The 25,219-nt window shown below is 74.2% G+C and carries 20 protein-coding genes; 13 read left to right on the forward strand and 7 right to left on the reverse strand.

The genetic code is table 11. The features are described 5' to 3' along the window. Positions 1 to 273 precede the first annotated feature (273 nt). The 3 genes from ACIP82_RS32955 to ACIP82_RS32965 all read left to right on the forward strand — a co-directional run bounded on the left by ACIP82_RS32955 (position 274) and on the right by ACIP82_RS32965 (position 5,554). Positions 274 to 4,278 carry a DNRLRE domain-containing protein gene (locus ACIP82_RS32955; RefSeq protein ID WP_400658826.1) on the forward strand — a complete coding sequence of 1,335 codons (4,005 nt, stop codon included), beginning with the start codon at positions 274 to 276 and terminating at the stop codon, positions 4,276 to 4,278. Then, complete coding sequence (locus tag ACIP82_RS32960) at positions 4,278 to 4,730, forward strand: hypothetical protein (RefSeq protein ID WP_400658828.1); 453 nt, start codon at positions 4,278 to 4,280, stop codon at positions 4,728 to 4,730. The genes ACIP82_RS32955 and ACIP82_RS32960 overlap by 1 nt, the downstream gene beginning before the upstream one ends. A 203-nt stretch (positions 4,731 to 4,933) precedes the next feature. Then, complete coding sequence (locus tag ACIP82_RS32965; RefSeq protein ID WP_400658830.1) at positions 4,934 to 5,554, forward strand: TetR/AcrR family transcriptional regulator; 621 nt, start codon at positions 4,934 to 4,936, stop codon at positions 5,552 to 5,554. Positions 5,555 to 5,634: 80 nt separating this feature from the next. On the opposite strand, the gene ACIP82_RS32970 is transcribed toward ACIP82_RS32965, so the two are convergent. Together ACIP82_RS32970 and ACIP82_RS32975 are read right to left on the reverse strand one after the other, a co-directional pair. Continuing rightward, a complete protein-coding gene (locus ACIP82_RS32970) occupies positions 5,635 to 7,029 on the reverse strand; it encodes a GntP family permease (protein ID WP_400658832.1) in 1,395 nt (464 codons plus the stop codon). Next, positions 7,026 to 7,592: a gluconokinase gene (locus ACIP82_RS32975; RefSeq protein ID WP_400658834.1), complete on the reverse strand. Its 567-nt coding sequence runs from the start codon at positions 7,590 to 7,592 to the stop codon at positions 7,026 to 7,028. Before ACIP82_RS32975 ends, ACIP82_RS32970 begins: the two co-directional genes overlap by 4 nt. A gap of 235 nt (positions 7,593 to 7,827) precedes the next feature. Between ACIP82_RS32975 and ACIP82_RS32980 the strand changes: the two genes are divergently transcribed. Both ACIP82_RS32980 and ACIP82_RS32985 read left to right on the forward strand, forming a co-directional pair. Further along, positions 7,828 to 8,523, forward strand: a complete 696-nt coding sequence (locus ACIP82_RS32980) for an FCD domain-containing protein (protein ID WP_363610635.1) — start codon at positions 7,828 to 7,830, stop codon at positions 8,521 to 8,523. A 160-nt stretch (positions 8,524 to 8,683) separates the two neighbouring features. Then, the gene (locus ACIP82_RS32985) at positions 8,684 to 9,184 is read left to right on the forward strand and encodes a hypothetical protein (protein ID WP_400658836.1); all 501 of its coding nucleotides are present in this window, start codon (positions 8,684 to 8,686) and stop codon (positions 9,182 to 9,184) included. Positions 9,185 to 9,352: 168 nt separating this feature from the next. Here the strand turns inward: ACIP82_RS32985 and ACIP82_RS32990 are convergent, their stop codons facing one another. From ACIP82_RS32990 to ACIP82_RS33000, 3 genes are all read right to left on the reverse strand, one after another. Further along, positions 9,353 to 13,918 carry a hypothetical protein gene (locus tag ACIP82_RS32990; protein WP_400658838.1) on the reverse strand — a complete coding sequence of 1,522 codons (4,566 nt, stop codon included), beginning with the start codon at positions 13,916 to 13,918 and terminating at the stop codon, positions 9,353 to 9,355. 131 nt (positions 13,919 to 14,049) lie between these two features. Beyond that, complete coding sequence (locus ACIP82_RS32995; RefSeq protein WP_363610629.1) at positions 14,050 to 14,925, reverse strand: hypothetical protein; 876 nt, start codon at positions 14,923 to 14,925, stop codon at positions 14,050 to 14,052. 106 nt (positions 14,926 to 15,031) lie between these two features. After that, entirely contained in the window at positions 15,032 to 16,552 is a 1,521-nt protein-coding gene (locus ACIP82_RS33000; RefSeq protein ID WP_400658906.1) for a hypothetical protein, read from the reverse strand. Between the two features lie 225 nt (positions 16,553 to 16,777). Between ACIP82_RS33000 and ACIP82_RS33005 the strand changes: the two genes are divergently transcribed. The 4 genes from ACIP82_RS33005 (at position 16,778) to ACIP82_RS33020 (ending at position 19,865) form a co-directional block, all read left to right on the forward strand. Then, positions 16,778 to 17,311, forward strand: coding sequence for a hypothetical protein (locus ACIP82_RS33005; protein ID WP_363610627.1), 534 nt, complete (start codon positions 16,778 to 16,780; stop codon positions 17,309 to 17,311). A gap of 211 nt (positions 17,312 to 17,522) precedes the next feature. Beyond that, on the forward strand, positions 17,523 to 18,299 hold the full coding sequence (locus ACIP82_RS33010) for a 5-oxoprolinase subunit PxpA (RefSeq protein ID WP_363610625.1): 777 nt from the start codon (positions 17,523 to 17,525) through the stop codon (positions 18,297 to 18,299). Further along, positions 18,296 to 19,009, forward strand: coding sequence for an allophanate hydrolase subunit 1 (locus ACIP82_RS33015; protein WP_400658841.1), 714 nt, complete (start codon positions 18,296 to 18,298; stop codon positions 19,007 to 19,009). The genes ACIP82_RS33010 and ACIP82_RS33015 overlap by 4 nt, the downstream gene beginning before the upstream one ends. Further along, entirely contained in the window at positions 18,993 to 19,865 is an 873-nt protein-coding gene (locus tag ACIP82_RS33020) for a biotin-dependent carboxyltransferase family protein (RefSeq protein ID WP_400658843.1), read from the forward strand. The genes ACIP82_RS33015 and ACIP82_RS33020 overlap by 17 nt, the downstream gene beginning before the upstream one ends. 203 nt (positions 19,866 to 20,068) lie before the next feature. On the opposite strand, the gene ACIP82_RS33025 is transcribed toward ACIP82_RS33020, so the two are convergent. Both ACIP82_RS33025 and ACIP82_RS33030 read right to left on the reverse strand, forming a co-directional pair. Next, positions 20,069 to 21,016, reverse strand: coding sequence for an aminoglycoside phosphotransferase family protein (locus tag ACIP82_RS33025; protein ID WP_400658845.1), 948 nt, complete (start codon positions 21,014 to 21,016; stop codon positions 20,069 to 20,071). Positions 21,017 to 21,827: 811 nt separating this feature from the next. Beyond that, positions 21,828 to 22,055 (reverse strand): hypothetical protein, encoded by a 228-nt coding sequence (locus tag ACIP82_RS33030; protein ID WP_363610619.1) that lies wholly within the window; start codon positions 22,053 to 22,055, stop codon positions 21,828 to 21,830. Positions 22,056 to 22,548: 493 nt separating this feature from the next. On the opposite strand from ACIP82_RS33030, the gene ACIP82_RS33035 reads away from it, so the two are divergent. The 4 genes from ACIP82_RS33035 (at position 22,549) to ACIP82_RS33050 (ending at position 25,182) form a co-directional block, all read left to right on the forward strand. Then, on the forward strand, positions 22,549 to 22,914 hold the full coding sequence (locus ACIP82_RS33035) for a hypothetical protein (protein ID WP_363610617.1): 366 nt from the start codon (positions 22,549 to 22,551) through the stop codon (positions 22,912 to 22,914). Continuing rightward, positions 22,898 to 23,236, forward strand: a complete 339-nt coding sequence (locus ACIP82_RS33040) for a hypothetical protein (RefSeq protein ID WP_363610615.1) — start codon at positions 22,898 to 22,900, stop codon at positions 23,234 to 23,236. Before ACIP82_RS33035 ends, ACIP82_RS33040 begins: the two co-directional genes overlap by 17 nt. A gap of 163 nt (positions 23,237 to 23,399) precedes the next feature. Next, entirely contained in the window at positions 23,400 to 24,104 is a 705-nt protein-coding gene (locus ACIP82_RS33045; protein ID WP_400658848.1) for a class I SAM-dependent methyltransferase, read from the forward strand. Between the two features lie 235 nt (positions 24,105 to 24,339). Beyond that, positions 24,340 to 25,182 carry an undecaprenyl-diphosphate phosphatase gene (locus tag ACIP82_RS33050; RefSeq protein ID WP_400658908.1) on the forward strand — a complete coding sequence of 281 codons (843 nt, stop codon included), beginning with the start codon at positions 24,340 to 24,342 and terminating at the stop codon, positions 25,180 to 25,182. Positions 25,183 to 25,219: the final 37 nt, after the last annotated feature.

Genomic DNA, 25,219 nt, shown 5'->3' on the forward strand with positions numbered 1-25,219 from the left:
CGCCTGGCGGCGGGGGGGTTCTCCCCCCCCGGGCGCCGCCGCGGCCGCCGGCGCGCCCCGCCCGCCCCCCCCCGCCGCGCCCCCCCCCCCGCCGGGGGGCCCCCCCCCCCTTCCGCGTCCGTGCGTATACAGCGCGTCACGATCACATCAACTTCTCAAGGAAATCCTCAGGCCTTGGGGGTCTATGTCCATACTTGTCATGATCATCTCGTCAGATGATCTTCCCTATGCTCCCGCCAGCACTGTTGATCAACAGTGGGTCAAGGAGCATCGATGCACGTCTCAAGACGGACCCTGAGCGGTCCGCTGGCCCTCGCGCTGGCACTGTCGCTGGCAGGCGGGGCCCAGGTCGCGTTCGCGGCCAAGCCACAGCCCAAGCCCTCCCCCGGCAAGCCCCCGACGGTGGCCGCCACCGACCCCACCGGCAGCATCGCCGCCGCCAGGGCCGCCGCCCGGACCACCGGCAAGCGGGTCGAGGCAGCCTCCGAGCGCAGCGAGGTCTCCACCACCTGGGTCAACCCGGACGGCACCCTCACCACCGAACTCTCGGCCGGCCCGGTGCGCTTCCTGCGCGACGGTGCCTGGGCCGATGTGGACCTCACCCTCAAGGCCGCCGCCGACGGCTCGGTGGCCCCCGCCGCGCACCCCAACGGCATGAAGCTGGCCGGCGCCGGCGGCAAGCGCCCTCGTTCGCTCCAGGAGTCGCAGGCCGGCGCGGAGGCGGCCCGCACCCTGGTCTCGCTCGGATCCGGCGACGACGAGCTGGCCCTCCAGTGGAAGGGCGGCCTGCCCGAACCCGAGCTGGACGGCCCGCGTGCCACCTACCGGGACGCCATCGGCGACGGCGCCGGCGACCTGGTCGTCGAGGCCACCCGGACCGGCTTCGAGCAGTTCGTGACGCTCAGGCAGCGCCCGGCCGCCCCCGGCTACTCGTACACCATGCCGCTCCAGGCCAAGGGCCTGAAGGCCGTCCCCCAGCCCGACGGCAGCGTGCTGTTCACCGACCGGAGGAACGGCCACAGGCGCGCCGTGCTGCCCGCCCCGGTCGCCTGGGACGCCACCACGGCGCCCGGCTCCGGCGAGCACCCGCGGCAGGCGAAGGTCGACCTCAAGGTCGTCCAGCACGGCGACGACGTCGATCTGGTCTTCACCCCCGACGCCGCGTTCCTGGCCGACCCGGCCACCGTCTACCCGGTGACCGTCGACCCGGCCACCGCCGGTCTCGGCAACGCCTTCGACACCCGGGTGCAGAAGGGCGAGACGGTCGACTGGTCGGCCGACACCGAGATCTACTGGGGCAACTCGGGGACCAAGAACGCCGACGGCAGCTCCCGCGAGGCCCGTTCCTTCATCAACTGGAACACCGCCTCGATCGCCGACGCGCTGGTCTCCAGCGCCACCCTGTCGCTGTACAACTTCCACTCCGGCAACAGCGACTGCCTGAACTACGCCTGGGACGTCTACGACACCGGCCTGGCCTCCACCGCCTCGCGCTGGACCGCCCAGCCGGCCTGGGGCACCAAGCGGGCGACGTCCACCGAGACCAAGGGCCGGGACGCCTGCGGCGGCGACGGCTGGATCAACGCCGACGTCACCACCATGGTGCAGACCTGGGCCTCGGCCAAGAACACCACCTCGGGCATGGGACTGCGCGCCCCCGACGAGACCAACACCAAGTTCTGGAAGGAGGTGAACTCCGCCAACGCGGCCACCAACGTGCCGAAGCTGACGGTCACGTACAACTACCGGCCGCGCACCGGCACCAACCAGCAGGCCGGCCCGCCGTTCCTCCAGGACGGCACCGGCACCTGGCGGGTGGACACCACCACCCCGGTGCTCCGCGACACCTTCGTCGACCCCGACGGGGACAAGGTGACCGGCACCTTCCAGCTGGTCGACGCCATCTCCGGCGCCCAGGTCGGCAACGTCAACGTCTCCGGCTACGTGGCCAGCGGCACCCCCGCCTCCGTCACCGTCCCGGCCGGCCTGCTCCAGTACGGCCACACCTACCGGTTCCGCACCTCGCCGTACGACGGGCTGCACTACAACCTGGGCTGGTCCGCCTGGGCCACCTTCAGCGTCAGCCCGCTGCCGGACGTGCCGAGCGCACTGCAGACCGGCGCCCAGCAGACCCTCACCCCGGTCCTCTCCGCCCTGGTGACCAACCCCAACCAGGGGCGCGTACGCACCGAGTTCGCGCTCAAGGGCCAGAACGGGCAGCCGCTGCCGACCGCGCTTCCCCCCGCCTGGGCGGAGAGCGGCAGCCGGGCCTCCGTCCAGGTGCCCTCCGGTGCGCTCGTCGACGGCGGCAGCTACACCTGGGCCGCGCGCGGCTGCGCCGCCGTCGGCTGCTCCGCCTGGACCGCCGACCAGCCGCTGACCGTCCGGGTGCAGGCCCCGCCCGCCCCGCCGACGCCGACCACCGTGGTGCTCACCGGACCCACGCTGGCCGACGCCTCGACGGCCACCGCCGGCGGCGGCTGCGACACCGGTGCCTGCCCGGCCGCCGACCCGGCCGAACTGCGGGTCGGCACGGTCGCCGGCAGCAGTTGGACCGGCTGGCTCAAGCCGGACCTGACCGCCGTTCCGGCGGGCTCCCGGGTGGTCGGTGCCAAGCTGGCGCTGACCCGCTCGGACTGCGCGGCCGGTACGCCCGGCTGTGACGAGGCCGCCGTGGACGTCTTCCAGCTCGGCTCGGCCTGGACCCCGGACCAGGGCGGCGCCGCGCTGACCGGTGCCACCGGAACGGAGAGCTTCGCCTCCGCCGCCAGGCTCTCCGAGATCGACCTGGCCGCGATGGTCGGCTCCTGGATCGAGAAGGGCGAGGCCTACGGGCTGGCCCTGCGCCCGCCGGCCGACTGGACCGGCGCCGCCCGGTACTACTCCGCCACCGCGGCGAACCCGGCCCAGCGGCCCCGGCTGACCCTCGACTACCTGGCGCCGACCGCGCCGGGCCCGGCCGAGCTGGTCACCGGGACCGGCGGGGACGCCGGACTGCTCGTCACCTGGAACGCGCCGTCCGACCGCGGCTCGGTCGGCGACGTCTCCTACACCGTCCGGGTCGAGACCGCCGACGGCACCCTCGTCCGGGAGCTGGCCGGCGCCGACACCCGCGCCGTGGTCACCGGCCTGGACAACGCCCGCTCGTACCGGGCCGCGGTCACCGCCCGGAACAGTTACGGCAGCGCCGCCCCGGTCGTCTCCGCCCTGGCCCAGGGCACCCCGACGGCCGGCGGCCCGGACCAGTACCGCGGCTATGTGCAGGAGTACCTGGACGCCCGCAACAAGATCAAGATGAAGCCCGGGTTCACCGCGCCCGACGCCGCGGCGGAGGCCGCGCACGGCACCGCCTTCGTCGACCTGCTGGCCACCCAGGAGGCCTCGCTGGTCGCCAACCGCGAGGCCCTGGCGACCCAGAACCAGGTCTACTCCGCGGCGGCGGTCTCGCTGACCGACGTCGTGGTCGACCAGAAGACGGCCGGCAAGGTCGTGGTGCGGGCCACCGTCAAGGACTCGGTGATGATCCGGACCGACGGCGTGGACTCGCCGACCGAGAGCGCCGGCCCGAAGCGGTTCGAGTTCACCGTCGGCTCCACCGCGGTGCTCACCTCGGAGGCCGACGACAGCGCCGCCGAGCAGAAGCTCTCCTCCTCGGCCTCGGCGCAGGCCCAGGTCGAGGTGGCCGACGGCTCGCCGAGCGACACCGTCGGCAGCCAGGGCTCGGTGCCGCTCGGCGCCGACGGCTTCCCGGTCGCCTCGGCCCAGCCGGCCGGCGCCGTCCAGGCCGGGTACAACTACAACGGCACCGCCGACTGGGCCCGCCGGAACGTCGGCATCAGCTGGGACTTCGGGCAGGACTGCACCAACTTCGTCTCCAAGGCCCTGTACTACGGTGGCGGGATGCGGGTCCGGTACGGGTTCAAGACCTTCGACAGCGCCTGGTGGCAGAACGACTACTGGCTCTTCGGCTGGCACAAGAACCGGAGCTACACCTGGGCCGGTGCCGCCAACCTGCGTCGGCACCTGCTGTACTACCGCAACACGGTGTACCTCACGAGCACGAGCCAGGCCCGGCCCGGTGACATCGTCTTCTTCAAGTGGCGGAGCGAATCGGTCGTCAACCATGCTGCCGTGGTAGTCAGTTGGGGTTCCAGGATGGAGCTGCGCCAGCACGGCCGGTCGAATGTCACCACGCTGAACGAGGTCCTGTCCTACTACCGGCAGAAGGGCGACCCGATCGAGTGGATCACCGTCGTCCGGCCCCTCGGGACCAGCTGATGACGCCCGGGCGGCCGATCGCGGCGGCAGCGGCGGCCCTGCTCTCGGCCGCCCTGCTGGCGGGGTGCTCCAGCGGGCCCTCGGACGCCGAACTGGAGTACGCGGGCGACTACGCCAACCACCCGCACCTGCGGGTGACGGGCTATCCGGCCACCGCCACCCTGGGCCTCGTCCAGCAGGTCGTCTGGCGGCTCGCCGACGGCTCCGGGGACCGGCTGGAGAAGCTGGCCGCCTCGGACGGCCCGGGCGACGCGCGCCGGACCGCCGCGGACGCCTGGGTGCGGGACTACCAGCGGGGCGCCCAGGGGTCGGTCACCGCCGACTTCCAGGACGACCCGGCGAACCGGCAGACCGTGGTGCTCACCTTTCACGACACCGGCCAGTCGAAGGAGCTGCTGCTCCGGCTGGACGGCAACGGAGGCGCCGACGGCTGGCGCGTCCTGCTGAAGTGACCGCCGGGTGACGGGCGGGCGTTCCTCCGGGAGCGCCCGCCCGTTCGGCTTTCCTGCCCGGGCCACCTGGCCACCTGACCTGGCCACCTGACCGGGCCACCTGACCAGATGGGCGTCGGTGATCAGCAGTCGGCTCATGACGGTGTCCTCCCGCGGCCTGTTTCAGTACGCCATGTATTGAATACGCCATATATCGTGTGGCCGTGAACCCACCCCAGGCCGAACCCGCCGCCCCCCGCCCGCCGCGCCGCCGCGTCCACACCCGGGCCCGGATCCTGGCCGCGGCCGCCGGGCTCTTCCTCACCGACGGCTACGCGCGGACGAGCATCGAGGACATCTGCGCCGCCGCCGGCTACACCCGGGGCGCCTTCTACTCGAACTTCGCCGCCAAGGAGGACCTGCTGCTGGCGCTCTTCGACGAGCAGGCGGCCGGGCGGATGGCCGAACTGGAACGGCTGGCGGCGGCCTGCGAGGAGCTGGCCCCGCAGGAGCGGGCCCGGCGGCTGGTCGAGGCGCTGCTGCGGGTCGAGCCCGAAGAGACCGGGTGGATCCTGCTCTTCCTGGAGTTCCGCCTGCTCGCCGCCCGCACCCCCGGGCTGGCCGACCGGGTCGCCCGGCACGACCGCGCGGTGACGGCGGCACTGGCCGGGCTGCTGGAGCGGGCGATGCCGGGGCTGGTGCCGCCGGGCGCGGCCGCCGGACAGGCCGCCGAGGTGGTGCTGGCCGCCCGGGAGGGGGTGCTGGCCCGGACGGCGGCCGGCGGCCCGGCGGCGAAGCAGTTGCTGGACGCGGCCACCGCGGTGCTCACCGGCCTGCTGGGCTGAGTACGGCGGCGGGCCCGGGAACGCCGCAGGGCGGCACCCGTGGTGAACGGGTGCCGCCCTGCGGCGGAAGTGGGACGCGGTCAGATGATCAGGCTCAGCGGCATGATCAGGGCGATGGCGACGACCGAGATGACGCTCTCCATCACCGACCAGGACTTGAGCGTCTGACCGACGCTCATCCCGAAGTACTCCTTCACCAGCCAGAAGCCGGCGTCGTTGACATGGGAGAGGAAGAGCGAGCCCGCGCCGATGGCCAGCACCAGCAGGGCCGCGTGGGTGGACGACATGTCGGCGGCGAGCGGGGCGACGATACCGGCGGCGGTGATGGTGGCGACCGTCGCGGAGCCGGTGGCCAGCCGGATCAGCACGGCGATCAGCCAGCCGAGCAGCAGCGCCGAGATGTGCCACTTGCCCGACCACTCGCTGACCGCGTTGCCGACACCGACGTCGATCAGGGTCTGCTTGAAGCCGCCGCCCGCGCCGACGATGAAGACGATGCCCGCGATCGGGCCGAGCGACCTGCCGACGGTGTCGGAGATCCGGGCCTTGGAGAAGCCGGCCGCACGGCCGAGCGTCAGCATGCCGAGCAGGGTCGCGGCGAGCAGGGCGATCAGCGGCGAGCCGATGAAGTCGAACACCCGCTGCGGCATCGCCTTCGGGTCGTCGACGACCACGTCGGCCAGCGCCTTGCCGAGCATCAGCACGACCGGCAGCAGGATGGTCGCCAGCACCGCGCCGAAGGACGGGGCGTGCTCCGGCTTCTCGGTCTCCTCCGGGGCGGTGGCCTCCGGGACCGCCAGCGGTCCGACCCAGCGCTCGGCGAGCCGGGCGAAGAGCGGGCCGGCGATGATCAGGGTCGGCACCGCGATCAGCAGACCGAGCGCGAGGGTCACCCCGAGGTCCGCCTTGAGCGCGTCGACCGCGACCAGCGGGCCCGGGTGCGGCGGCACCAGGCCGTGCAGCACCGAGAGACCGGCCAGGGCGGGGATGCCGATCCGCATCAGCGGCACGTTGCCGCGGCGGGCGACCAGCAGCACGATCGGGATCAGCAGGACGACCCCGACCTCGAAGAACAGCGGCAGCCCGAGGACGGCCGCGATCAGCGCCATCGCCCAGGGCAGCGCCCGGGGGCCCGAGCGGGACAGCACGGTGTCCGCGATGATGTTCGCCCCGCCGGAGTCGGCGAGCAGTTTGCCGAGCATCGCACCGAGGCCGATCAGCAGACCGACACCCGCCACGGTCGAGCCGAAGCCGGTCGAGAAGCTGCTGAGCAGCTTGTCGAAGGGGGCTCCCGCGACGGCGGCCAGCAGGCCCGAACCGAGGGTGAGGGCCAGGAACGGGTGCAGTTTCAGCTTGGTGATCAGCAGCACGATGGCGCCGATGCTGAGCAGCACCGCGATCAGCAGCTGGGTGTCACTGCCGGTGTGCGGCAGGGCCGGCGGCGCGGCCGCGAGCAGGGTGGGGGACGGGCTCACGCGAGGTCTCCATTGACGGGCCGCAGCAGCGCCGCGGCCATCTCGACGAGTTCTTCGGGGGACGGACCGACATCCAGGACGCCGCCGTGCTCGTCCGCCCGGAGGGGTTCCAGGGCGGCGTACTGCGAGTCGAGCAGCGACGGCGGCATGAAGTGGCCGGTGCGGTGGGCAAGCCGGTCCTCGACCAGCTCGTGGCCACCGCTGAGGTGCAGGAAGAAGGCGCCCGGGCAGGCCGCGCGCAGGGTGTCGCGGTAGCGGTGTTTCAGCGCCGAGCAGGTGACCACGCCGCCCGTGCCGGCGTCGGCGCGCTCCCCCAGCCAGGTGCCGAGGGCGCGCAGCCAGGGCGCGCGGTCCTCGTCGTCCAGCGGGATGCCGGCCGACATCTTGGCGATGTTGGCGGGCGGGTGGAAGTCGTCCGCCTCGGCGTAGGGGAGGCCGAGGCGGTCGGCCAGGAGGCGGGCCAGGGTGGTCTTGCCGACGCCGGAGACGCCCATCACCACGACCGTGAGGGGGGTGGGGAGGGTGGGTCCGGTGGTGTCGTGGTTCTCGACGCTGAGAGCCATGGGTGGTGCTCCTTCGTTGCCTGGCCGCCACTATCGCTCCAAAGATATGACGTATTCAAGTGGCAGAAACCAAATCGTCATACTTTTACGGAAGGTCGGGCGGCCGGAGAAGGCGGGACCCCGGGCAGGACGGCCCGGCGGGACCGCCCGGCGCGGCAGCCGGGCGGGGAGGCTGGGCCTGTCTGACGATCCGCCCGCCCGCCGCGAATCATGAGACACGCCTTAAGCTGGGCGGATGGAGATCCAGGGGCTGCCCGGCCGACTGCTCGCCGACCTCGGACCGGCCATCGCGTCCGGTGAGATCCCCGAAGGGGCGGTACTGCGCGGCGAGGAGCTGGAGGAGCGGTACGGGGTGTCCCGGACGGTGGTCCGCGAGGCGGTGCGGATCCTGGAGGGGATGCGCATGGTCGCGTCCCGCCGCCGGGTCGGCATCACGGTGCAGCCCAGGTCGGACTGGGACGTCTTCGATCCGCTGGTGATCCGCTGGCGGCTGGCCGGCGCCGACCGGCCCGCGCAGCTGCGCTCGCTCGGATCCCTGCGGGTGGCCGTGGAACCGGCCGCGGCCGCACTCGCGGCCCGGCACGCCGGCGACGACGACTGCCGTCAACTCAGCGCGCTGGCAGTTGAGTTGACGATGACGGCGCGGGCCGCCGACCTGGAGGCCTTCCTCCGGCACGACATCGCCTTCCACGCCACCGTCCTGCGGGCCTCCGGCAACGAGATGTTCGCCCACCTCGGCGACACCGTAGGGGCGGTGCTGACCGGCCGGACCGAGTACCATCTGATGCCCCACCAGCCGGAGCCCTACGCGATCCGGCTGCACCGCGAGGTCGCGGAGGCGATCTGCGCGCGGGACGCCGAACGCGCCGAGCAGGCGATGCGGACGATCGTGGCCGGTGCGCTGGAGGAGCTGAACCAGCAGCTGGGCTGACGGTCTGCCACGTCTTGCGGTCATCTGGGACGGATCACACGGTTTGGCGGCAGTTCGCCGGATTCGGACGCATAGTCCGGGCCGCATGGGGCAGAGTGTTTCCCAGGGGCGCGTTCTGCGTGCCCTCCCTGCCACGTGACCGCGCCCGGGGGGTCGCCCGATGTCAGTCGCTCGCCGTCGCCGCCTGCCCGACGAGGTACGTGCCGCCGTCGTCCGCGCGGTGCTCTGCCTGTCCTTCACCCTGGTGGGCCTGGTGGTCGCGACGCTGGCCTCGTACGCGGACAGCTGGCTGATGACGCCGGCGATGATGGCGATGGGGCTCGGGGTGTTCGGCACGATGTGGTGCCTGCTGGAGATCCTGATCTCGCGCCAGATCGCGGCGCAGCGGATGCGCGGGCCCGACTCGGCGTCCCCGATGGCGGGCGGCCGGACCGCGGCCCGGCCGCTCCCCCGCCCGGTGCCGCGGCAGGCCCCGCTGCCGCCCCAGAGCTGGCCGCAGCCCGGGCCGCAGTCCGGTTCACCGGCCGGCACCGGGGCGTTCCCGGGACAGGCCCTTCCCCCTCGGCCGCACCCGGGGCAGGGCTACCCCGGGCAGGCGTACCCCGGCCAGGGATACGCGGGCGGGCCGGGCGGGCCTCAGCCCCGGTTGCCCACCGCGTAGCCGTACGACGCGGGCCGGGCGCGGGCGCCGCCGTCTCCCCCGTGGTCCTGGCCGAGGTGGATGTCACTGAGATGAGCGATCGTCAGCATGGCGGTGAGGCCGGGGCTTGTCCGACAATTCCCGCCGCGCGCCGATACGACGGGAATTGTCGGACAAGCCCTGGCCCGGTCAGGCCGAGGCCGGCACCTCCGCGGGGCGCTTGAACATCCGGGTGGCGGTGATCTCGCCGTGGACGGCCGGGCCGTCCGGATCCTGCGGGGCGGGCAGGCCGGGGCGCAGGTGCTCCTCCACCGAGATGTACTTCAGACCGGCCCGCAGGTCGGCGTCGTTGCGCAGCCGGATGACGAGCGGGAACTCGGCGAGCGCGGTGGTGTCGAACAGGCCGGTGGTGTAGATCAGCTGGACGCCGAGCGCGTCGGCCACGGCCCGCTGGAGCTCCAGCAGGTAGGTGGCGTTGGCGCGGCCGATCGGGTTGTCCAGGAAGAGCGTGCCGGCGTGCCGGAGCTGGGACTGGCCGCGGTCGTTGGCCCGCAGCGCGGCCATCGTGCAGTAGAGCGCGATGGCGGCGGTGAGCAGCTGGCCGCCGGAGAAGACGTCGGACATCTGGCCGACGCTCACCCGCTCGGCGCGCAGCACGGCGTCGGGCTTGAGGATCTCGACGCCGACGCCGCGCGGGCCGATCGCGGCCGCGACACCGCGCAGCAGCAGTGACATGCCGTCACGGCGCAGGTCGCTGTTCTTCTTGACGGCGGCACGGGTCGCCTCGTCGATCACCTCGCCGAGGCGCTCGACCAGGGTGGCGTGGTCCGGGTCCTCGAAGCGGATGCGCAGGAACTCCTGGCCGGACCACTCCCCCAGGCCCTCGGGGAGCCGGGAGAGCCGCTGGGCGGCGCGCAGGGTGGTGAGCGAGGACTCGACCAGGCCGCGCAGACGGTCCACGATCGAGCCGCGGTTGCGCTCCAGCTGGGCGAGTTCGTCGGTGAGCACGCGCAGCCGGGGGGCGAAGGCGGCGGCCCAGGCGGCGGCGTGGTCGGGCAGCGCGGAGGCCGGCAGTTCGCGGATCTGCTGGCGGGCCGGGGTGCGGACGGCCTCGTAGCGGGCCGCGTTGGCGTGCCGGACGAGCGCGTCGGAGGCGTCGCGGACGGCGAGTTCGGCGGAGGAGAGCTCGCCGGCGGCGGTGCGCAGGGCGCGGCGGGCCTCGGCGGCGGCGGTGCGGGCGTCGGGGAGCGCGCCGAGGTAGGGCTCGACCGGCTGGTCGGCGTCGTCCTGGTGCTCGCGCAGGCCGTCGCGCAGTTGCCCGGCGTGCTCGTCGAAGTCGGCGGCGGCGGCCTGGGCGGCGTCGAAGGTGCGTTGCAGGTCGGCGTGGGCGGTGCGGGCGGTGTCGACGCTCTCGCGGCGCTCGGCCAGGCGGCTGGTGGCGGTGCGCAGCAGGACCTGGGCGTGCTCGGGGTCGGTGGGGACGAGGTCCTCGGGCAGCTCGGTGTGGGCCTCGCCGTCGGCGGGGGCGGAGCGTTCGGCCTCGCCGCGCAGCCGGCCGAGCTGTTCGCTCGCGGTGGCGGCGCGGGCCTCGATGGTGGCGACCAGCTCCTCGGCGCGGGCGACGGCGGCCTGCCGGGCCGGGCCGTCGGCGCCGTCGGGGCTGTTGAGCAGCTCCTCGGCACGGGTGCGCACCTTGTTGGTGAGGCGGTCGAGTTCGGTCGCGGCGGCGGCCTCGTCGCCCTCTGCGCGGGCCTGTTCGGCGCGCAGGTCGGCGCCGACACCGACCTTCTCGTAGAGCTGGGAGGCCGCGCGGTAGGCCTCGCGCAGGGCGGGCAGTGCGGCGGGGGCGGTGCCGGCGGGCTCGTCGGCCTGCTCGGCGGCGGGGATCTCGGCGCGCTCGGCACGCAGGGTGCGGGCGGTGCGGCGGGCGTCGTCGGCGGCGCGCTGGGCGGCGCGGCGGTCCTCGTCGCAGGTGCGGGCGCGCTCGGCGCACTGGGCCTGGCGGCGGTCGCACTCGGTGGCGTCCTCGGCGAGTTCGCGCAGGCCGCGGGTCCAGCCGGCGCGTTCGCGCAGGCGGAAGGCGAGGCCGGAGAGGGCGTCGGCGCGGCGGCGGGCGCGCTGGGCGGCCTCGCGGTGTTCCTCGTGGGCGGAGGCGGCGGCGGCGTGGTCGGTCTCGGCCTCGTCGTGGTCGGCGCGCAGCGTGGCCAGGGCGGCGGCGGCCTGCTCGGCGCGCTCGCGGGCGGCCTCGGCGGCGGCGGCGAGTTCGGCGAGGGTGCCGGGCGGGCAGCTGGCGTGCCAGGAGGCCAGGCGGGCCGCGAGGGCGCGGTCGCCGCCGAGCCGGGCGGCGAGTTCGCGGATGTGCTCCTCACGGGCGGTGGCGCGGGTGCGCAGTTCGCGGCGCTCGTCGTCGGCGGCGCTCTCGTCGTGCATGGCCGGGTTCGGCGGGACGAGGAAGAAGGCCGGCTCGTCGGTGATCGGGGCGATCAGGGCGGCGGCGGCGCCGACGGCGACGGTGGAGCGGGGCAGCAGGGCGGCGGAGCGCAGGGTCTCGCGGGCCCGGTCCAGCGAGTTCGGGTCGGTCACCACGACGCCGTCGACGAGCTCGGGGCGGGCGGCGAGGATGGCCTCGTGGTCGGCCGGGTCGACGGACTGGGCGAGGTAGCGCCAGCCGGGCAGCGCGGGGATGCCGTGCTCGCCGAGGTACTCGACGGTGGCGAGGACGTCCGGGCCGGGCGGCAGCAGGCCGCCGTCGCCGAGGGCGGCGAGGATGCGGGAGTCGTCGGCGGCCGCGGTGCGCAGGTCGAACAGGGTGCGTTCGGCGGTGGCGATGGCCTCGTCGAGCAGCTCGCGCAGCGCCTCCGCGGAACGGTCCAGGACGGCGGGGGTGAGGAAGCCGGCCTCCTCCTCGGCACCCTCCTGGTACGGGGTCAGGGAGAGCAGGTCGGCGAGGCGCGGCTCGGTGGCGAGCAGGGCGGCGGTGCGCTGCTCGACGGCGAGGGTCTGGGCGGCGGCCTTGCGGGCGTCGTTGGCGCGGGCGGCGCCGAGCTCGGCGCGGCCGGTGGCGGCGGCGGCCTCACGCAGCCGGGCGGCGGCGGCCTCGGCGGCGGTACGGGCCTGGGCGAGCGCGGCGCTGGCGCTCTTCTCGACGTCGGCGGCGTACAGGGCGGCGCGGGCCGGGTCGGGCTCGGCGGTGTCGGGGTCGATCCAGCCGGCCTCGACGGCGGCCGCGGTCTCCTGCTCGACCTCGGCCAGCCGCTGGCGCAGGTGGTCGGCCTCGCTGCGGGCCTTCTGGGCGGCGGTGGCCGCCTCGGTCGCGTCGGACTGCGCCTTGGAGCCGTCGGCCTGCAGTTCCCCGGCGCGCTGCTCCTCGGTGTCGGCCCGGGCTTCGGCCGCCGCGGCGGCGCTCTCCAGGGCGCGGGCGAGGGCGGTGGCGGCGCGGGCGCGGGCGGCGAGCGCCGGGGCGGCGTCCAGCTCGGCCTCGCGGATGGCGGCGGCGACCCGGGCCACCCGGTCGGCGGCGGCGCGCTGGCGCAGCACGGTCTCGGCGGCCTGCCAGGCGGAGTGCAGGGTGCGGGCGTCGGTGAGTTCGCGGCGCAGCGCGGCGGCCTCGGCGGTGGCGGCGGCCAGGCCCAGGGTGGCGTGCCGGTGGGTGAGCTCGGCGGTGATCAGGGTGTGCCGGGTGCGGTCGGCCTCGGCGGCGGTGACGGCGCTCGCGGCGGCGGCCACCTCGATGGCGAGGTCCTGGGCGCGGTCGCGCTCGGCGGCGGCGCGGGAGGTGAGCGCGTGGGCGAGACGGCGGGTGCGCCGCTCGGCGGTGCGGTGGGCCTCGCGGACGCTCTCGCGGGCGGTGGTGGCCTCGGCGATGCGTTCCAGCAGGTCGAGGGAGCCGGCGGTGAAGTCGCGTTCGGCGGTGAGTTCGGCGCGGCGGCCGAGCTTGGCGGCGAAACCGTGGACGAGGTCGGCCAGGCCGTCGGTGTCGCGGGTGTCGGTGACGGCGCGCAGCAGCAGGTCGGTGAAGTCGCTGTCGTGCTTGACCGCGAAGAGGCCGGCGGCCTCGCCCTCGTCGGCGTTCATCTCGCGCTGGTAGCGGAAGAGTTCGGGGTCGAGGCCGAGGTCGCCGAGGTGTTCCGTCCAGCGGTCGTGGCCGTCCTCGAAGACCAGGTCGAGGTGGGGGTGGGCCTTTCCGGCCTCGGTGAGGGCGTCGCGGAAGCCCTTCATGGTGCGGCGCCGGCCGCGGGCCTTCTGGTCGCCGGCCAGGCTGATCCGCTCGGCGACGGGCAGCGAGTCCAGGGTGAGGCCGGGGCCGGGGCGGAAGGAGTACCAGGTCTCGGCGAACTTGCGCGGGTCGGAGGAGACCTGGCGGCCGCGCCACTCGCTGACCTTGCCGACCACGATCGGCTCGCCGGTGACGGTGTGCTGCCACTCCAGGGCGACGTGGCCGCAGTCGTCGGCGAGCAGGAACTTGCGCAGCACGCCGGAGCTGGCGCCGCCGAGGGTGTTCCGGTGGCCGGGGAGCATCACCGAGAAGATCAGCTTGAGCAGGACGGACTTGCCGCCGCCGTTCTCCAGGAAGAGCACGCCGGCGGGCGCGGGGCGGCGGACCGGGCCCTCGGCCTCCTCGCCGAACAGGCCGATCTGCTGGGGGGCCGGGTCGGCGACGGGCTCGCCGACGCCGCGCAGGTCGAGCACCGTGTCGGCGTAGCGGGCGCCGGCCGGTCCGATCGAGTAGAGGCGGACCCGGTTGAGCTCGTACATGTGCGGCGGTTCTCCAGTGCGGGCAGGCGGTTCGGTTCGGGTGGGTGCTGCTCGGGTGGTGCTGCTCGGGTTGGGGGGTGCGGGCGGTGCGGGTGAGCCGGGTCGGGCCGTCCCGGTGGGGGCGGGTGCAGCTAGAGCGAGTGGAACGGCAGCCCGGCGTCGGCGACCAGTTCGTCGCCGGTGTCCGGCGGCAGCAGGCTGGCGGTGCCGTCGGAGACCGCGACGATACCGAGGTCGAGCAGTTCGGCCATGGCGGCGCTGCCGGCCAGGTCACGGACCTGGAGCTGGTAGCGGGCGGTGGTGCGGTAGGTGCCGCCGGAGTCGTCCGAGGTCTTCTGCAGGAAGCCGGACTCCACCAGGAACATCACGGCCTTGGCGACGATGCCGATGGTGGAGCCGGAGAGCCGACGGGCGTCCTTGGTGGCCCCGGTGGCGGTGCGCCGGGCCCAGACCCGCCAGGCGGCCTCCAGGCCGGGGGCGTCGCTCTGCGGGTCGGTGTTGGCGCCCGTGGCGTCGGCCTGCTCCTCCAGCCGGCGGCAGGCCTGACGGACGAAGGAGTCCACGCCGTTGACGGTGATCCGGCCGAGGTAGCCGTCGTCGGCGAGGTCCTCCGGCCGGGGGAAGGCCATCGCGGCGACGGCGAGGTGGGCCAGGCCGTGGAGGAAGCGGTCGGTGGACTCGGAGGCCGCGCGGCGCGAGTAGTCGCCCATCCGGACGGCGAAGACGGAGTCCTCGGCGGCGGCGACGGCCATGCCGGCGCGCGGCGAGACCTCCAGCACCACCAGGCCCATGCCGGTGGCGACGGCGTCGGCGAGGCGGGCGAAGGCCGGGTCCTCGCGGTGGCGGCGGACGAGTTCGGCGTACTCGGCGTCACGGGCCGGGAGCAGCTTGGCCTGGAGCCCGAAGGAGACCAGCCGGGCGGCGTCGGCGACATCGCCCGGGGTGATCGCGGCGGGCGCGGCGGGCTCGGTCTCGGTCGCCCAGGACGTGTCGTGGTGGGTCGTCACGGGCGGTGCTCCTCGGGGCTGTCATGGATCGTGGTGCGGTGGTGGCGGGCCATCGGCTTCGTCGGCCGGTCGTTCGTCAACCGACCGCTCGTCAACTGGCTGCTCGTCAACTGGCGTCCTTGCGGTCGGCCGCCATTCCGGCCGCGTCGAGCAGGGCGCTGCCGACGATGAGGTCGGCGCCGCCGAACTCCGGGTCGCGCAGCGGGGTGCCGTCGTCGACGGCGAACAGCAGCCGCTCCTCGCCCTGGCGGTAGGCGGTGCCGACCGGCGGGCTGGCCGCGTGCACGGCCAGCAGGGCGACCAGGTACGGGAGTTCAGGGTCCTGCCGGCGGGCGTCGGCGAGCAGGCCGGAGAGCCGGCGGGGCGCGTCGGCGGGCAGGTCGAGCAGTTCCAGCGCGGCCTCCAGCTGGGCCTCGGAGAAGCGGCTGTCGTCCGGCGTCGCGACGAGGTCCGGGTCGGGCAGCTCCGCGCCGAGGTGCTCGCGCTCGACCGGTGGGGTGAGCAGCAGGTCCACCAGGTCGGCGACCCGCACCGCGACGGGGGTGCGCAGGCCGATGCCGCGGGCGAAGAAGGCACCGGTGGGCCGGACGGCCTGCTCTATCGGCAGCCGCAGCACCGGGGCGAGCAGTTGCCCGTACAGGTCGATGCCGCTGCGCGCGCCGGGGGTGGCGAAGGCCTGGCGGTCCTGCTCGGCGCGGAACAGCGGGCCGGCCTCCAGCAGGCGGGTCTGCAGCTGGGTGTGGCGGCGGATGCAGTCCTTGACGATGTCGACCAGCTCGGCGGCGCGACGCTTGTGCTCCTGGTCCTCCGCCTCGTCGCGGGCCTTGCGGATGTTGGTGAGAATCGCGTTCTCGTGCCGGTAGCGGTCGGCGATGTGGTCGAGCGCCTCGTCGATGAGGTCGGGGATGGCGTGCATCCAGTCCACGGCGCGCACATTGCGCCGGGTCGCGTCGAGGGCGCGGCGCAGCGTCTCGGCGTACTGGACGGTGCGGTACCGGGCCTGCTCGGCGGCGAGCTGGGCGTCGGCCAGGCGGCCGCGCCGGATCAGCACCTCCAGCTTGACCTCGGCGGCGATCTGGGCCGAGGTGACATCGGTGTCCAGCGCACCGACCAGGACGTTGACCGCCTCGTCGGTGGTGCGCAGGTAGATACCGCCGTCGGGGCCCGGCACCTCCTCGATCAGCTTGAAGTCGTAGTCGCGGCGGACGTACTCGCCGTCCGGGCCGAAGGTGCCGTAGACCGCGCGGAAGCCGCGGTCGACGCTGCCGACGTTGATCAGCGACTCCAGCACCCAGCGGGCGACCCGCTCGTGCTCGGCGGCGGGCCGGGCGGCGGCCTGGGCGGCGACCCTGGGCAGCATCCGGGCGAGCACTATCTCGCGGTCGGCCCCGGTGTCGAAGTCCATGTGCAGGGTGACGAGGTCGATCGCGGCGAGACCGACCTCGGCCATCGCGTAGCCGCCGTACTCGCCGGCCAGGTTGACCTTGCGGCTGTCGAGGTCGTGCAGCGGGGCGGTGCAGGCCAGCGCCTTGAGCCTGCGGGCGAGGCCCTCGTCGGCGGCGGGGCCGGGCGCAGGCCGCACGGCGGCAGCGGCGGGGCCGGCGGGCGGCCGGGAGCCGTGCTCGATGGGCGGGTCAGCGATGGCGGTCACGGTGGACAAGATTAGAGGTTCGCACCGACAACGACCGAAACGGGCCTTACGGGTGGGTGCGGGTCCCGCCGGCGGCGCGGGCGAAGGAGCTCCCGCTCGGACACGGAAGGCGAGTTGAACATGTTCAATTCCGAGGTCTAGAGTCACTTCCAGGTGGCCGGGAGAAGCCCGGACCGCCTCCTCGACCTGGGGGTTTCCGGCATGAACAGCACGTCCGAGAGCGAACGCGCCGCGTTGCGCAGGGTGCGGCAGTGGCTCTGGTTCTTCGTCGTCTGCCTGGTGCTGAGCGGCCTCACGGCCTTCCCGCTGGAGTCCGAGACCAGGTGGCTGGCCGACTTCGCGGCCGGCCCCGGCGCCCCGGTGACCGAACGGTTCCCCACGCTGCTGGAGTGGGCCGAGCGGGTCCGCGACGGCGTCGCCGAGACCAACGCCCGCTACCCCTTCCTGGCGTACGGCACCGACTGGCTGGCCTTCGCCCACCTGGTGATCGCGGCCGCGTTCTGGGGCCCGATCAAGGATCCGGTGCGCAACGTCTGGGTGATCCGCTGGGCCGTCCTGGCGTGCGCCGGGGTCATTCCGCTCGCCCTGATCTGCGGACCGCTCCGGGACATCCCGCTGTACTGGCGATTTATCGATATGTCGTTCGGAATCGTCGGTGTGGTGCCGCTGTTGATCGTGTTGCGCGCGCTGCGCCCGCTGGAGCGGCGGGCGGGGGCGACTCCCGTCACCGGCTGAGCGGGCCCGCCCGAACGGCAGGACGAGCGGCCGGACGAGCGGGCAGACCACGGAGGCGGCCCGAACGGGCGGACGATCGGCTGAGCCGACCGGGGGAGCGCGCACGGCAGCGGTGCGCGCCGGTGGGCCCGGGAGGGGTCGGGTATCGGGCAACGGCCTTCACACACAGGCCCTACCATCTGGCTCAACAGCTGCTGGAAGGCGGACGGGCGTGGCCGATGCGGTGATCGATCTCAATGCGGACCTCGGTGAGGGGTTCGGGCGGTGGACGCTGACCGACGACGAGGCACTGCTCTCCGTGGTGACCAGCGCCAATGTCGCCTGCGGCTTCCACGCCGGGGATCCGTCGACGATGCGGCGGGTCTGCGCGCTCGCCGCCGAGCGCGGCGTACGGATCGGTGCCCAGGTCTCCTACCGCGACCTGGCCGGCTTCGGCCGGCGCGCGATGGACGTCCCGCCCGAGGAACTGGCCGACGAGATCGCCTACCAGATCGGCGCCCTCCAGGTCTTCGCCCGGGCGGCCGGCTCCCGGGTCTCCTACGTCAAACCGCACGGCGCCCTCTACAACCGGGTGGTGGCCGACTCCGACCAGGCCGAGGCGGTGGTCGCGGGCGTGCTGCGGGCCGGCGCGGTCTGCGACGGCCCGCTGCCCGTCCTCGGCCTGCCGGGCTCCCGGCTGCTGGCGGTCGCCGAAGGGGTCGGGCTGCCGGTGGTCACGGAGGCGTTCGCCGACCGCGCGTACACCTGGGCCGGCACCCTGGTGCCGCGCAGCGACCCGGACGCCGTGGTGCACGACCCCGAGGCGGTGATCACCCGCGCCGTCGGTATCGCCCGGGACGGCGTGGTGGAGGCGGTCGGCGGCGAGCCGATCGCCGTCGAGGCCCGCTCGCTCTGCGTGCACGGGGACACCCCCGGCGCCGCCCAGCTCGCCTGGCGGGTGCGCGGCGCGCTCGCCTCGGCCGGGGTGCGGGTGGAGGCGTTCACATGACCGTCCAGGTGGCCGGCGGGCCCGAGCCGTTCGGGCGGATACGACCCGTCGGCGACCGGGCGCTGCTGGTCGAGGTGGCCGGGACGGCCGAGGTGAGCGCCCTGTACGGCTGGCTGCGGGAGCGCCGGGCGGCGGGCGCGCTGCCCGGGGTCGAGGAGATCGTCCCGGCCGCGCGGACCGTCCTGCTGGACGGCGTCGCCGACCTCCCCGCGCTGACCGCGCTGCTGCGCGGGGTGCGCCCGACGGCGGCGAGCAGCACGCCCGGCCCGCTGCTGGAGGTCCCGACCGTGTACGACGGCGCCGACCTCGGCGAGGTCGCGGCACTGTGGGGGGTCTCCGCCGAGGCCGCCGTCCGGATCCACACCGAGCCCGAGTACGTCGTCGCGTTCTGCGGCTTCGCCCCCGGTTTCGGCTATCTCACCGGCCTGTCGCAGCGGTACGGGGTGCCGCGCCGGGCCACCCCGCGCAGCGCCGTCCCGGTCGGCTCGGTCGCGCTGGCCGGCCCGTACACCGGCGTCTACCCGCGCTCCTCCCCCGGCGGCTGGCAGCTCCTCGGCCGCACGGCGCTGCCGCTCTGGGACACCGGGCGCGAGCCGGCGGCACTGCTGGCGCCGGGTACGCGGGTGCGGTTCACGGCGGTGCGCGACGGCGGCGGGCGGGCGGCCCCGGCTCAGGCGTCCCCGGCGGTGCGGGGTGGCGGCGCTGAGTGAGCTGCTGGTGGTCCGGCCCGGGCCGCTGACCACCGTTCAGGACCTGGGCCGGCGCGGCGTCGCCCACCTCGGCGTGCCCCGGGCCGGGGCACTGGACGAACCCGCGCTGCGCGCCGCCAACCGGCTCGTCGGGAACGACCCGGGCACCGCCGCGCTGGAGAGCACACTCGGCGGGGTCGCGCTGCGCGCGCTCGGACCGGTGGTGTTCGCCACGACCGGAGCCCCCGCCCCGGTCCGGGTGGACGGCCGGGCCGCCGCCTGGGGCGCGCCGGTCGCGGTACCCGCCGGAGCGCTGATCGACATCGGCGCCGCCACCCACGGGGTGCGCGGCTATCTGGCGGTGGCGGGCGGGATCGCCGTGCCGCCGGTCCTCGGCAGCCGGTCCGCCGACCTGCTCTCCGGTCTCGGCCCCGCCCCGCTGTCCGTCGGCGACCGGCTGCCCGTCGGCCCGCCCCCGTCGTACCGGCCCGCGCCCGATCTGGTGCCACTGCCCGCGCCCCCGGTCGAACTGGTCCTGCGGCTCCGGCTCGGGCCGCACACGGACTGGTTCGACCCGTGGTCGGTGGCCCGACTGGCCCGCGAGCACTACCGGGTGGCGCAGGCCGGCAACCGGATCGCGCTGCGCACCGAGGGCCCCGCCGTGGCCCGCGCCCGCGGCGGCGAGCTGCCCAGCGAGGGGATGGTGCTGGGCGCGGTCCAGATCCCGCCGGACGGCCTGCCGGTCGTCTTCCTCGCCGACCACCCGACGACCGGCGGCTACCCCGTCATCGGCGTCGTCCCGCCCGCCGACCTCGCCTTCGCCGCCCAGGCCCGCCCTGGCACCCCGGTCCGGTTCGTGCCGCTGCGGGGGCGCTGACGGAGCGCCGGAGGCGGCGCGGTCGGCCCACCCGATGATCACGACCGGGCGGCGGCAAGGGGCTGCCGACGGCCCGCCGGCGAGGGCGGTCCGTCGGGCAGGGGCTCGGCGGGCAAGGGCTCGGCGGGCAAGGGCTCGGCGGGCAAGGGCTCGGCGGGCAGGGGCTCGGCGGCAAGGGCTCGGCTGGGTGCCCAGCAGACAGCTCAGCGGGCCAGCAGGGCCTCGGCCACGGCCCGTTGGGCGGGGTCGATCGCGTGGGCGCCGTCGTCCAGGTCCCAGAGGGCGTTCTGCAGGATCCGGCCGAGGGTCCAGGACGTCGCCCGGGCCCGGTCGAGGGCGAGGACGTCGGTCATCAGGTCGAAGCGACGGCGCAGGGCGCGCGGAACGTCGCCGGTGGCGGTGAGGTCGTCCCAGCGGTTGCCGAGCGCGGGGAGAAGCTCGAAGCCCGGGTCGCCGGCGAGCGGTTTGGGGTCGATGGCGAGCCAGGGCGCGCGGCCGTCCGGGCCGGCCGGGGCGAGCACATTGCCGTAGTGCAGGTCCCAGTGCAGCAGGCGGTCGCCGGGCTCGTCCCTGACCTCGCGGACGGCCGCGGCGCAGTCGGCGAGCAGGCGGCGGTCGGCCGGGTCCGCCAGCACGGCGAGTGCGGGCGGAGTCCCGGCCAGCAGGCCGTCGGCGAGGTCCGCCAGCCGGCGCAGCCCGGGCGGGGCCTGGCGTTCCGTCAGGCCGGCCAGGATCTCCGCGAGGACGCGCAGCGCGGCGAGGTCGTCGGGGACGGCGAGCAGGGAGCGGTCCGGGTCCAGGCGTTCCAGCAGCATCGATCCGGACGCCGGGTCGTGGGCGAGCAGCCGGACGGCGCCCCGGCCGGCCCAGGCCCGCAGCGCCACCGGCTCGCCCGCCGTCTCCTCGTCCACGGGCTGGAGCTTGAGCACGGCGGGCGTGCCGTCGGCGCGCAGCACTGGGACGACCAGCCCGACCACGCCGTGCGCGGGCGGGCCGTCCGGGCGCAGCTCCCAGCTCTCCAGCAGTGCGCCGGCGAGTGACGGCAGCCCAGCCGCCCAAACCCGTCCGGCCTCGCCGAGGAACGCGGTGAGAGAGGCCGCCAGAGCGTCGGGGACATCGATCGGCGCGGGGCCGGGCGGGTGTTTCGGCATGGTGGGCTCCTGCTGGCACGTCCGGGCTGTCCTTCCGGGCAAGCCTGACACGGCCCGCCGCGGCCATCGGCCCGGCCGCATCACCCGCTCCGGGCCGCCGCTCCCCCACCGGGGACCGCCGGCTCGGCGCGACCGCCGGCAAGCAATCGCCAACTCACTTCCCCAGAGGGGGATTTCCGGGGTGCGAGTTCCGCCGAACGACGGTTTTCCGGCCCGTTCCGGAGGAGGATGGCACTCGGACGCTCCACCCGCGGGCGAGGGACCGGAGCAATGACGGAGGGGCGGACGTGGCCTCGCACCCCTGGCAGTCCGCACGCCAGGGATGCGAGGCCGGCGAGGGAGCCGTCTCTCGGACCGGGCCGACCCGTCCTATCGGGTCGGCCTGTGCCGTGTGGCGAATTCTGCGCTTCGCCGGGCAGGTCGGGGACACGGCTCCCCGTCCGCCTCCGCTCTCGCCGCCCGGGGCGCAGGTCGGCCGGAACAGAAGCTTCCCGCAAGCGTACCCGGTTCGGGCAAAACGTTCGGGCCATCAATGAACGAGTTCTGTGCCCAACTGGCCTTTCTTCGGTGATTCCTTGACGAACGATCAGCTCTTGGCGCACAGAAGCCCGAGGGGCGCCGAACCGTCCGGCGCCCCTCGGGCCGTTCTCCTCGCGGCGCTCGCCGGCAGGGACCACGCGAACTGGCGCCACCATCCCCATGGCGCAGTCCGTCGGACCGCGGTCACCACTGGCCGAGCACACCGGCGCGGGTCATGTCCCTGGGAGCCGAACCCGGTCTCCCGGCCGCACCGCCCACCCGGGCCGCACGCTCATCCGAGCAGCAGCAGTTCCCGGACGGATCCCTCGCGATCGACCAGTTGGAGCTTGCTCCCGCGCTCGCTCTCCCGCTCCACCAGGTCCAGCAGGGCGATGGCCCGTCGCACCGTCTCGGTGATGGAGGTGCCGCGCTTCTTGTGCCGCTTCAACACCTCTTCCGTCTCGCTGTTGATGTTGATGCTCAGGCGAGTGAAGGTTTTCGTCTCAGTGTTCTCGGACATGCCGCAGGCCCCTCGTTCGAAAACGCCGCAGCATAGGAACCACGGCGCAGCCCGGGCGTGAACACAGCACACCCAGGCACATTTGATTGGCTGCCATCACGAGCAAGGTGGGACCGCGTGTGAGCGGAAACGCACGACAACGGACTGCAGAGCGTCCGCATCCGTCACACGCCGCGCCGGCACGCCGTCACGTCAACCGAGTCGAGCCATAGCCGAGGACCGGCCCGTAACGCTCGGGACTGTTGGTCGGGACAACCCATGGTGCTCCCCCTGCAGTTCTGGCGATGCGTTCAATCCTCCCCAGACCCACATGCGATGTCAAGTAGATACACCTGGGACACTCCTTTGGTACGCACAAGATGCACATTCAATGTTGATGTGATGTTGATTCAATCCGCCTTCCGTCTGTAGGATCCCTCCTGCAGCACGCTGCAGGGAACTGCGCCGCTGCTCCCCTGCCCCGACGGGCACTTCAGTGAGGGAGAACCACAGCATGTCGACCGTCTCCGCGAGCAGCGGCGAGCCGGGACAGGACCGCTGCGCCTTCGTGCGTCACCTGTTCCCCAGGCCCGGCTCCGCGGTCTCCACCCGGGTCAGCCTGGACTTCGGCTGCCCCAGAATGGCCGCAGCAGACAGCGTGGTGAACGTCTACGCGGGCCAGTCGGTTCCTGAACCGACCCCCGAGGATCCAGAGTTGATCATCAGTCAGACCATTCCGGCCCTCGTGCCGGGGCAGCGGCTCCTGCACGAGGACGAGACCCCCGGCAACGGCCTGTGCGACGTCGCCTCGGTGTCCGGGCCGATCGCCCGGCTCTACTGCGAGGCCGGCAAGGAAGGATGCCGTGACCGAGATCTCTGAGGGCGCCGAGCGGCCCGGACAGCACGTCCTGTCCGAGAACGACGAGCCCTCCAGGCGCGGGCTGAACACCAACGACTTCCTGTTGGAGGTCAACAACCAGAAGCACATGTCCCAGACCCGACGCCTGCTGGCGGTCGGGCTTTTGTGGATCATGGGCCTGCTCGCCGTGATCCCCACCATCGCCCTGGTGCTCGGCCGCTGGACCCACTTCGGCGGCGAGCAGCTCCAGGCCTTCGCGGTGCTGTTCACCCCCGTGATGGCACTCGCCAGCGCGGCGTTCGGCTTCTTCTTCGCCTCGGAGGGGAGCAACCGCCGGCGATAGCGGCGCCGCACACCGGAGCCGCGCCCGTACCGGCCGTCGATCGGACCGGTACCGGCGCGGCTCCGTCCCGCGCGCGGGCCCGCACGCCCGGGAAGCGGACCGCCACGTACCTCTTCCCGGCACCCCCTTCCCAGTTCCGGCCGCCCGTGTTCGGATGGGGCGCATGGGTGATGAGCGACGCGATGGATACGACGGGACGGGGCCAGGAGCGATCACGCCGGACGGCTGCGCCGTCGAGATGTGGTCCCGGCTGCCGGTGGACGGTTCGCCGGAGGTGATCGAACGGGCGGTGCCGGCCGGCGCGAGCATCCTCGAACTGGGCTGCGGCGTCGGCCGGATGACACACCCGCTGCTCGACCGCGGCTTCACGGTGACGGCCGTGGACGAGTCGCCCGAGATGCTGGCCCGGGTGCGCGGGGCGCGCACGGTCCGCAGCCCGATCGAGCACCTGGATCTCGGCGAGCGCTTCGACGTCGTCCTGCTCGCCTCGTTCCTGGTGCACGCCGGCGACCCGACGGTCCGCCGGGGGCTGCTGGAGACCTGCCGCCGGCACGTCGCGGACGACGGCAGCGTCCTGGTACAGCGGGAGGGCGAGGACTGGTACCGGAACGTACCGCGCGAGCGCCCCGTCGGCCGGGACGGGCTGATGCGGGTGGTGTCGGCCACCCCGGTCGGCGACGGGGTGAACTCGGTCCATATCGAGTACGAGTTCCCCGACGCACGCTGGACCCACACCTTCCGCGCCCGGCCGCTCGACACGGAGCAGTTCGAGCGGGCGCTGGCGGACGCCGGGCTGGCCGTGGAGGGCTACCTCACGGACGACCGGACGTGGGTCCAGGCCCGGCCGGTGCCGCACCGGACCGGCTGAGCCCGGCGGGGGCCGGAGCGGGGGCCCGGAGCGGGGGTGATCGCCAAGTCGTCACCTTCACCGCGTACCATCAGGCGCGCGCCGGGCCCGCGCGCGGCCCGAGGGCCGGACGGGACCGGTTGTTCGCATGCCGTCGGCATGTCCCCCGCGCATGCCATCGGGCATGCTCCCGCACCGACCGACAAGGACCGCTGATGCGCATCGAGCGACGGATACCCCCGGCGGGTGCCCGGTGATCGACTGGTTCCACGGGGCCGTCCTCGGCCTGATCCAGGGGCTCACCGAGTTCCTGCCGGTCTCCTCCAGTGCCCACCTGCGGGTCTTCTCCGCCCTGCTGGGCTGGGACGACCCGGGCGCGGCGTTCACCGCCGTCACCCAGCTCGGCACCGAGTCCGCGGTGCTGATCTACTTCCGCCGCGACATCGCCTCGATCGTGAAGACCTGGACGCTCTCGCTGTTCCGCCCGGCGCTGCGCTCGCACCAGGACGCCCGGATGGGCTGGTTCGTGATCATCGGCACCCTGCCGATCGGCATTCTCGGCAAGCTGTTCCAGGACAGCATCGAGACCAACCTCCGCGATCTGCGGATCATCGGCACCACGCTGATCGTCTTCGGCCTGATCCTGGCGGTCGCCGACCGCAGCCGGGCGGTCCGGAACGCCAAGCCGATCACCGACCTGACCCTGCCGCACGCGGTCGGGTACGGCTTCGCCCAGGCGCTCGCGCTCATCCCCGGCGTGTCGCGCTCCGGCGGCACCATCAGCGCCGGTCTGCTGCTCGGCTACAGCCGCGAGGCGGCGGCCCGGTACTCGTTCCTGCTGGCCATCCCCGCGGTGCTGGCCTCCGGCGCGCTGGAGCTGTTCAAGATCGGCGAGGGCCCGGCGCCGGCCTGGGGACCGACCATCCTGGCAACGGTCATCGCCTTCGCGGTCGGCTACGCGGCGATCGCCTGGTTCCTGAAGTACATCTCGAACAACAGCTTCCTGCCGTTCGTGGTCTACCGGGTGCTGCTGGGCATTCTGATCATCACCCTGGTGAGCATCGGCACCCTGGCCCCCGACGCCGGTGTGGTGAAGTAGCGCGGCGGACGTCGCGGACACGTCGGTAGAACGGCAT

It is taken from the genome of Kitasatospora sp. NPDC088548, assembly GCF_044753005.1.
Lineage (GTDB): Bacteria > Actinomycetota > Actinomycetes > Streptomycetales > Streptomycetaceae > Kitasatospora.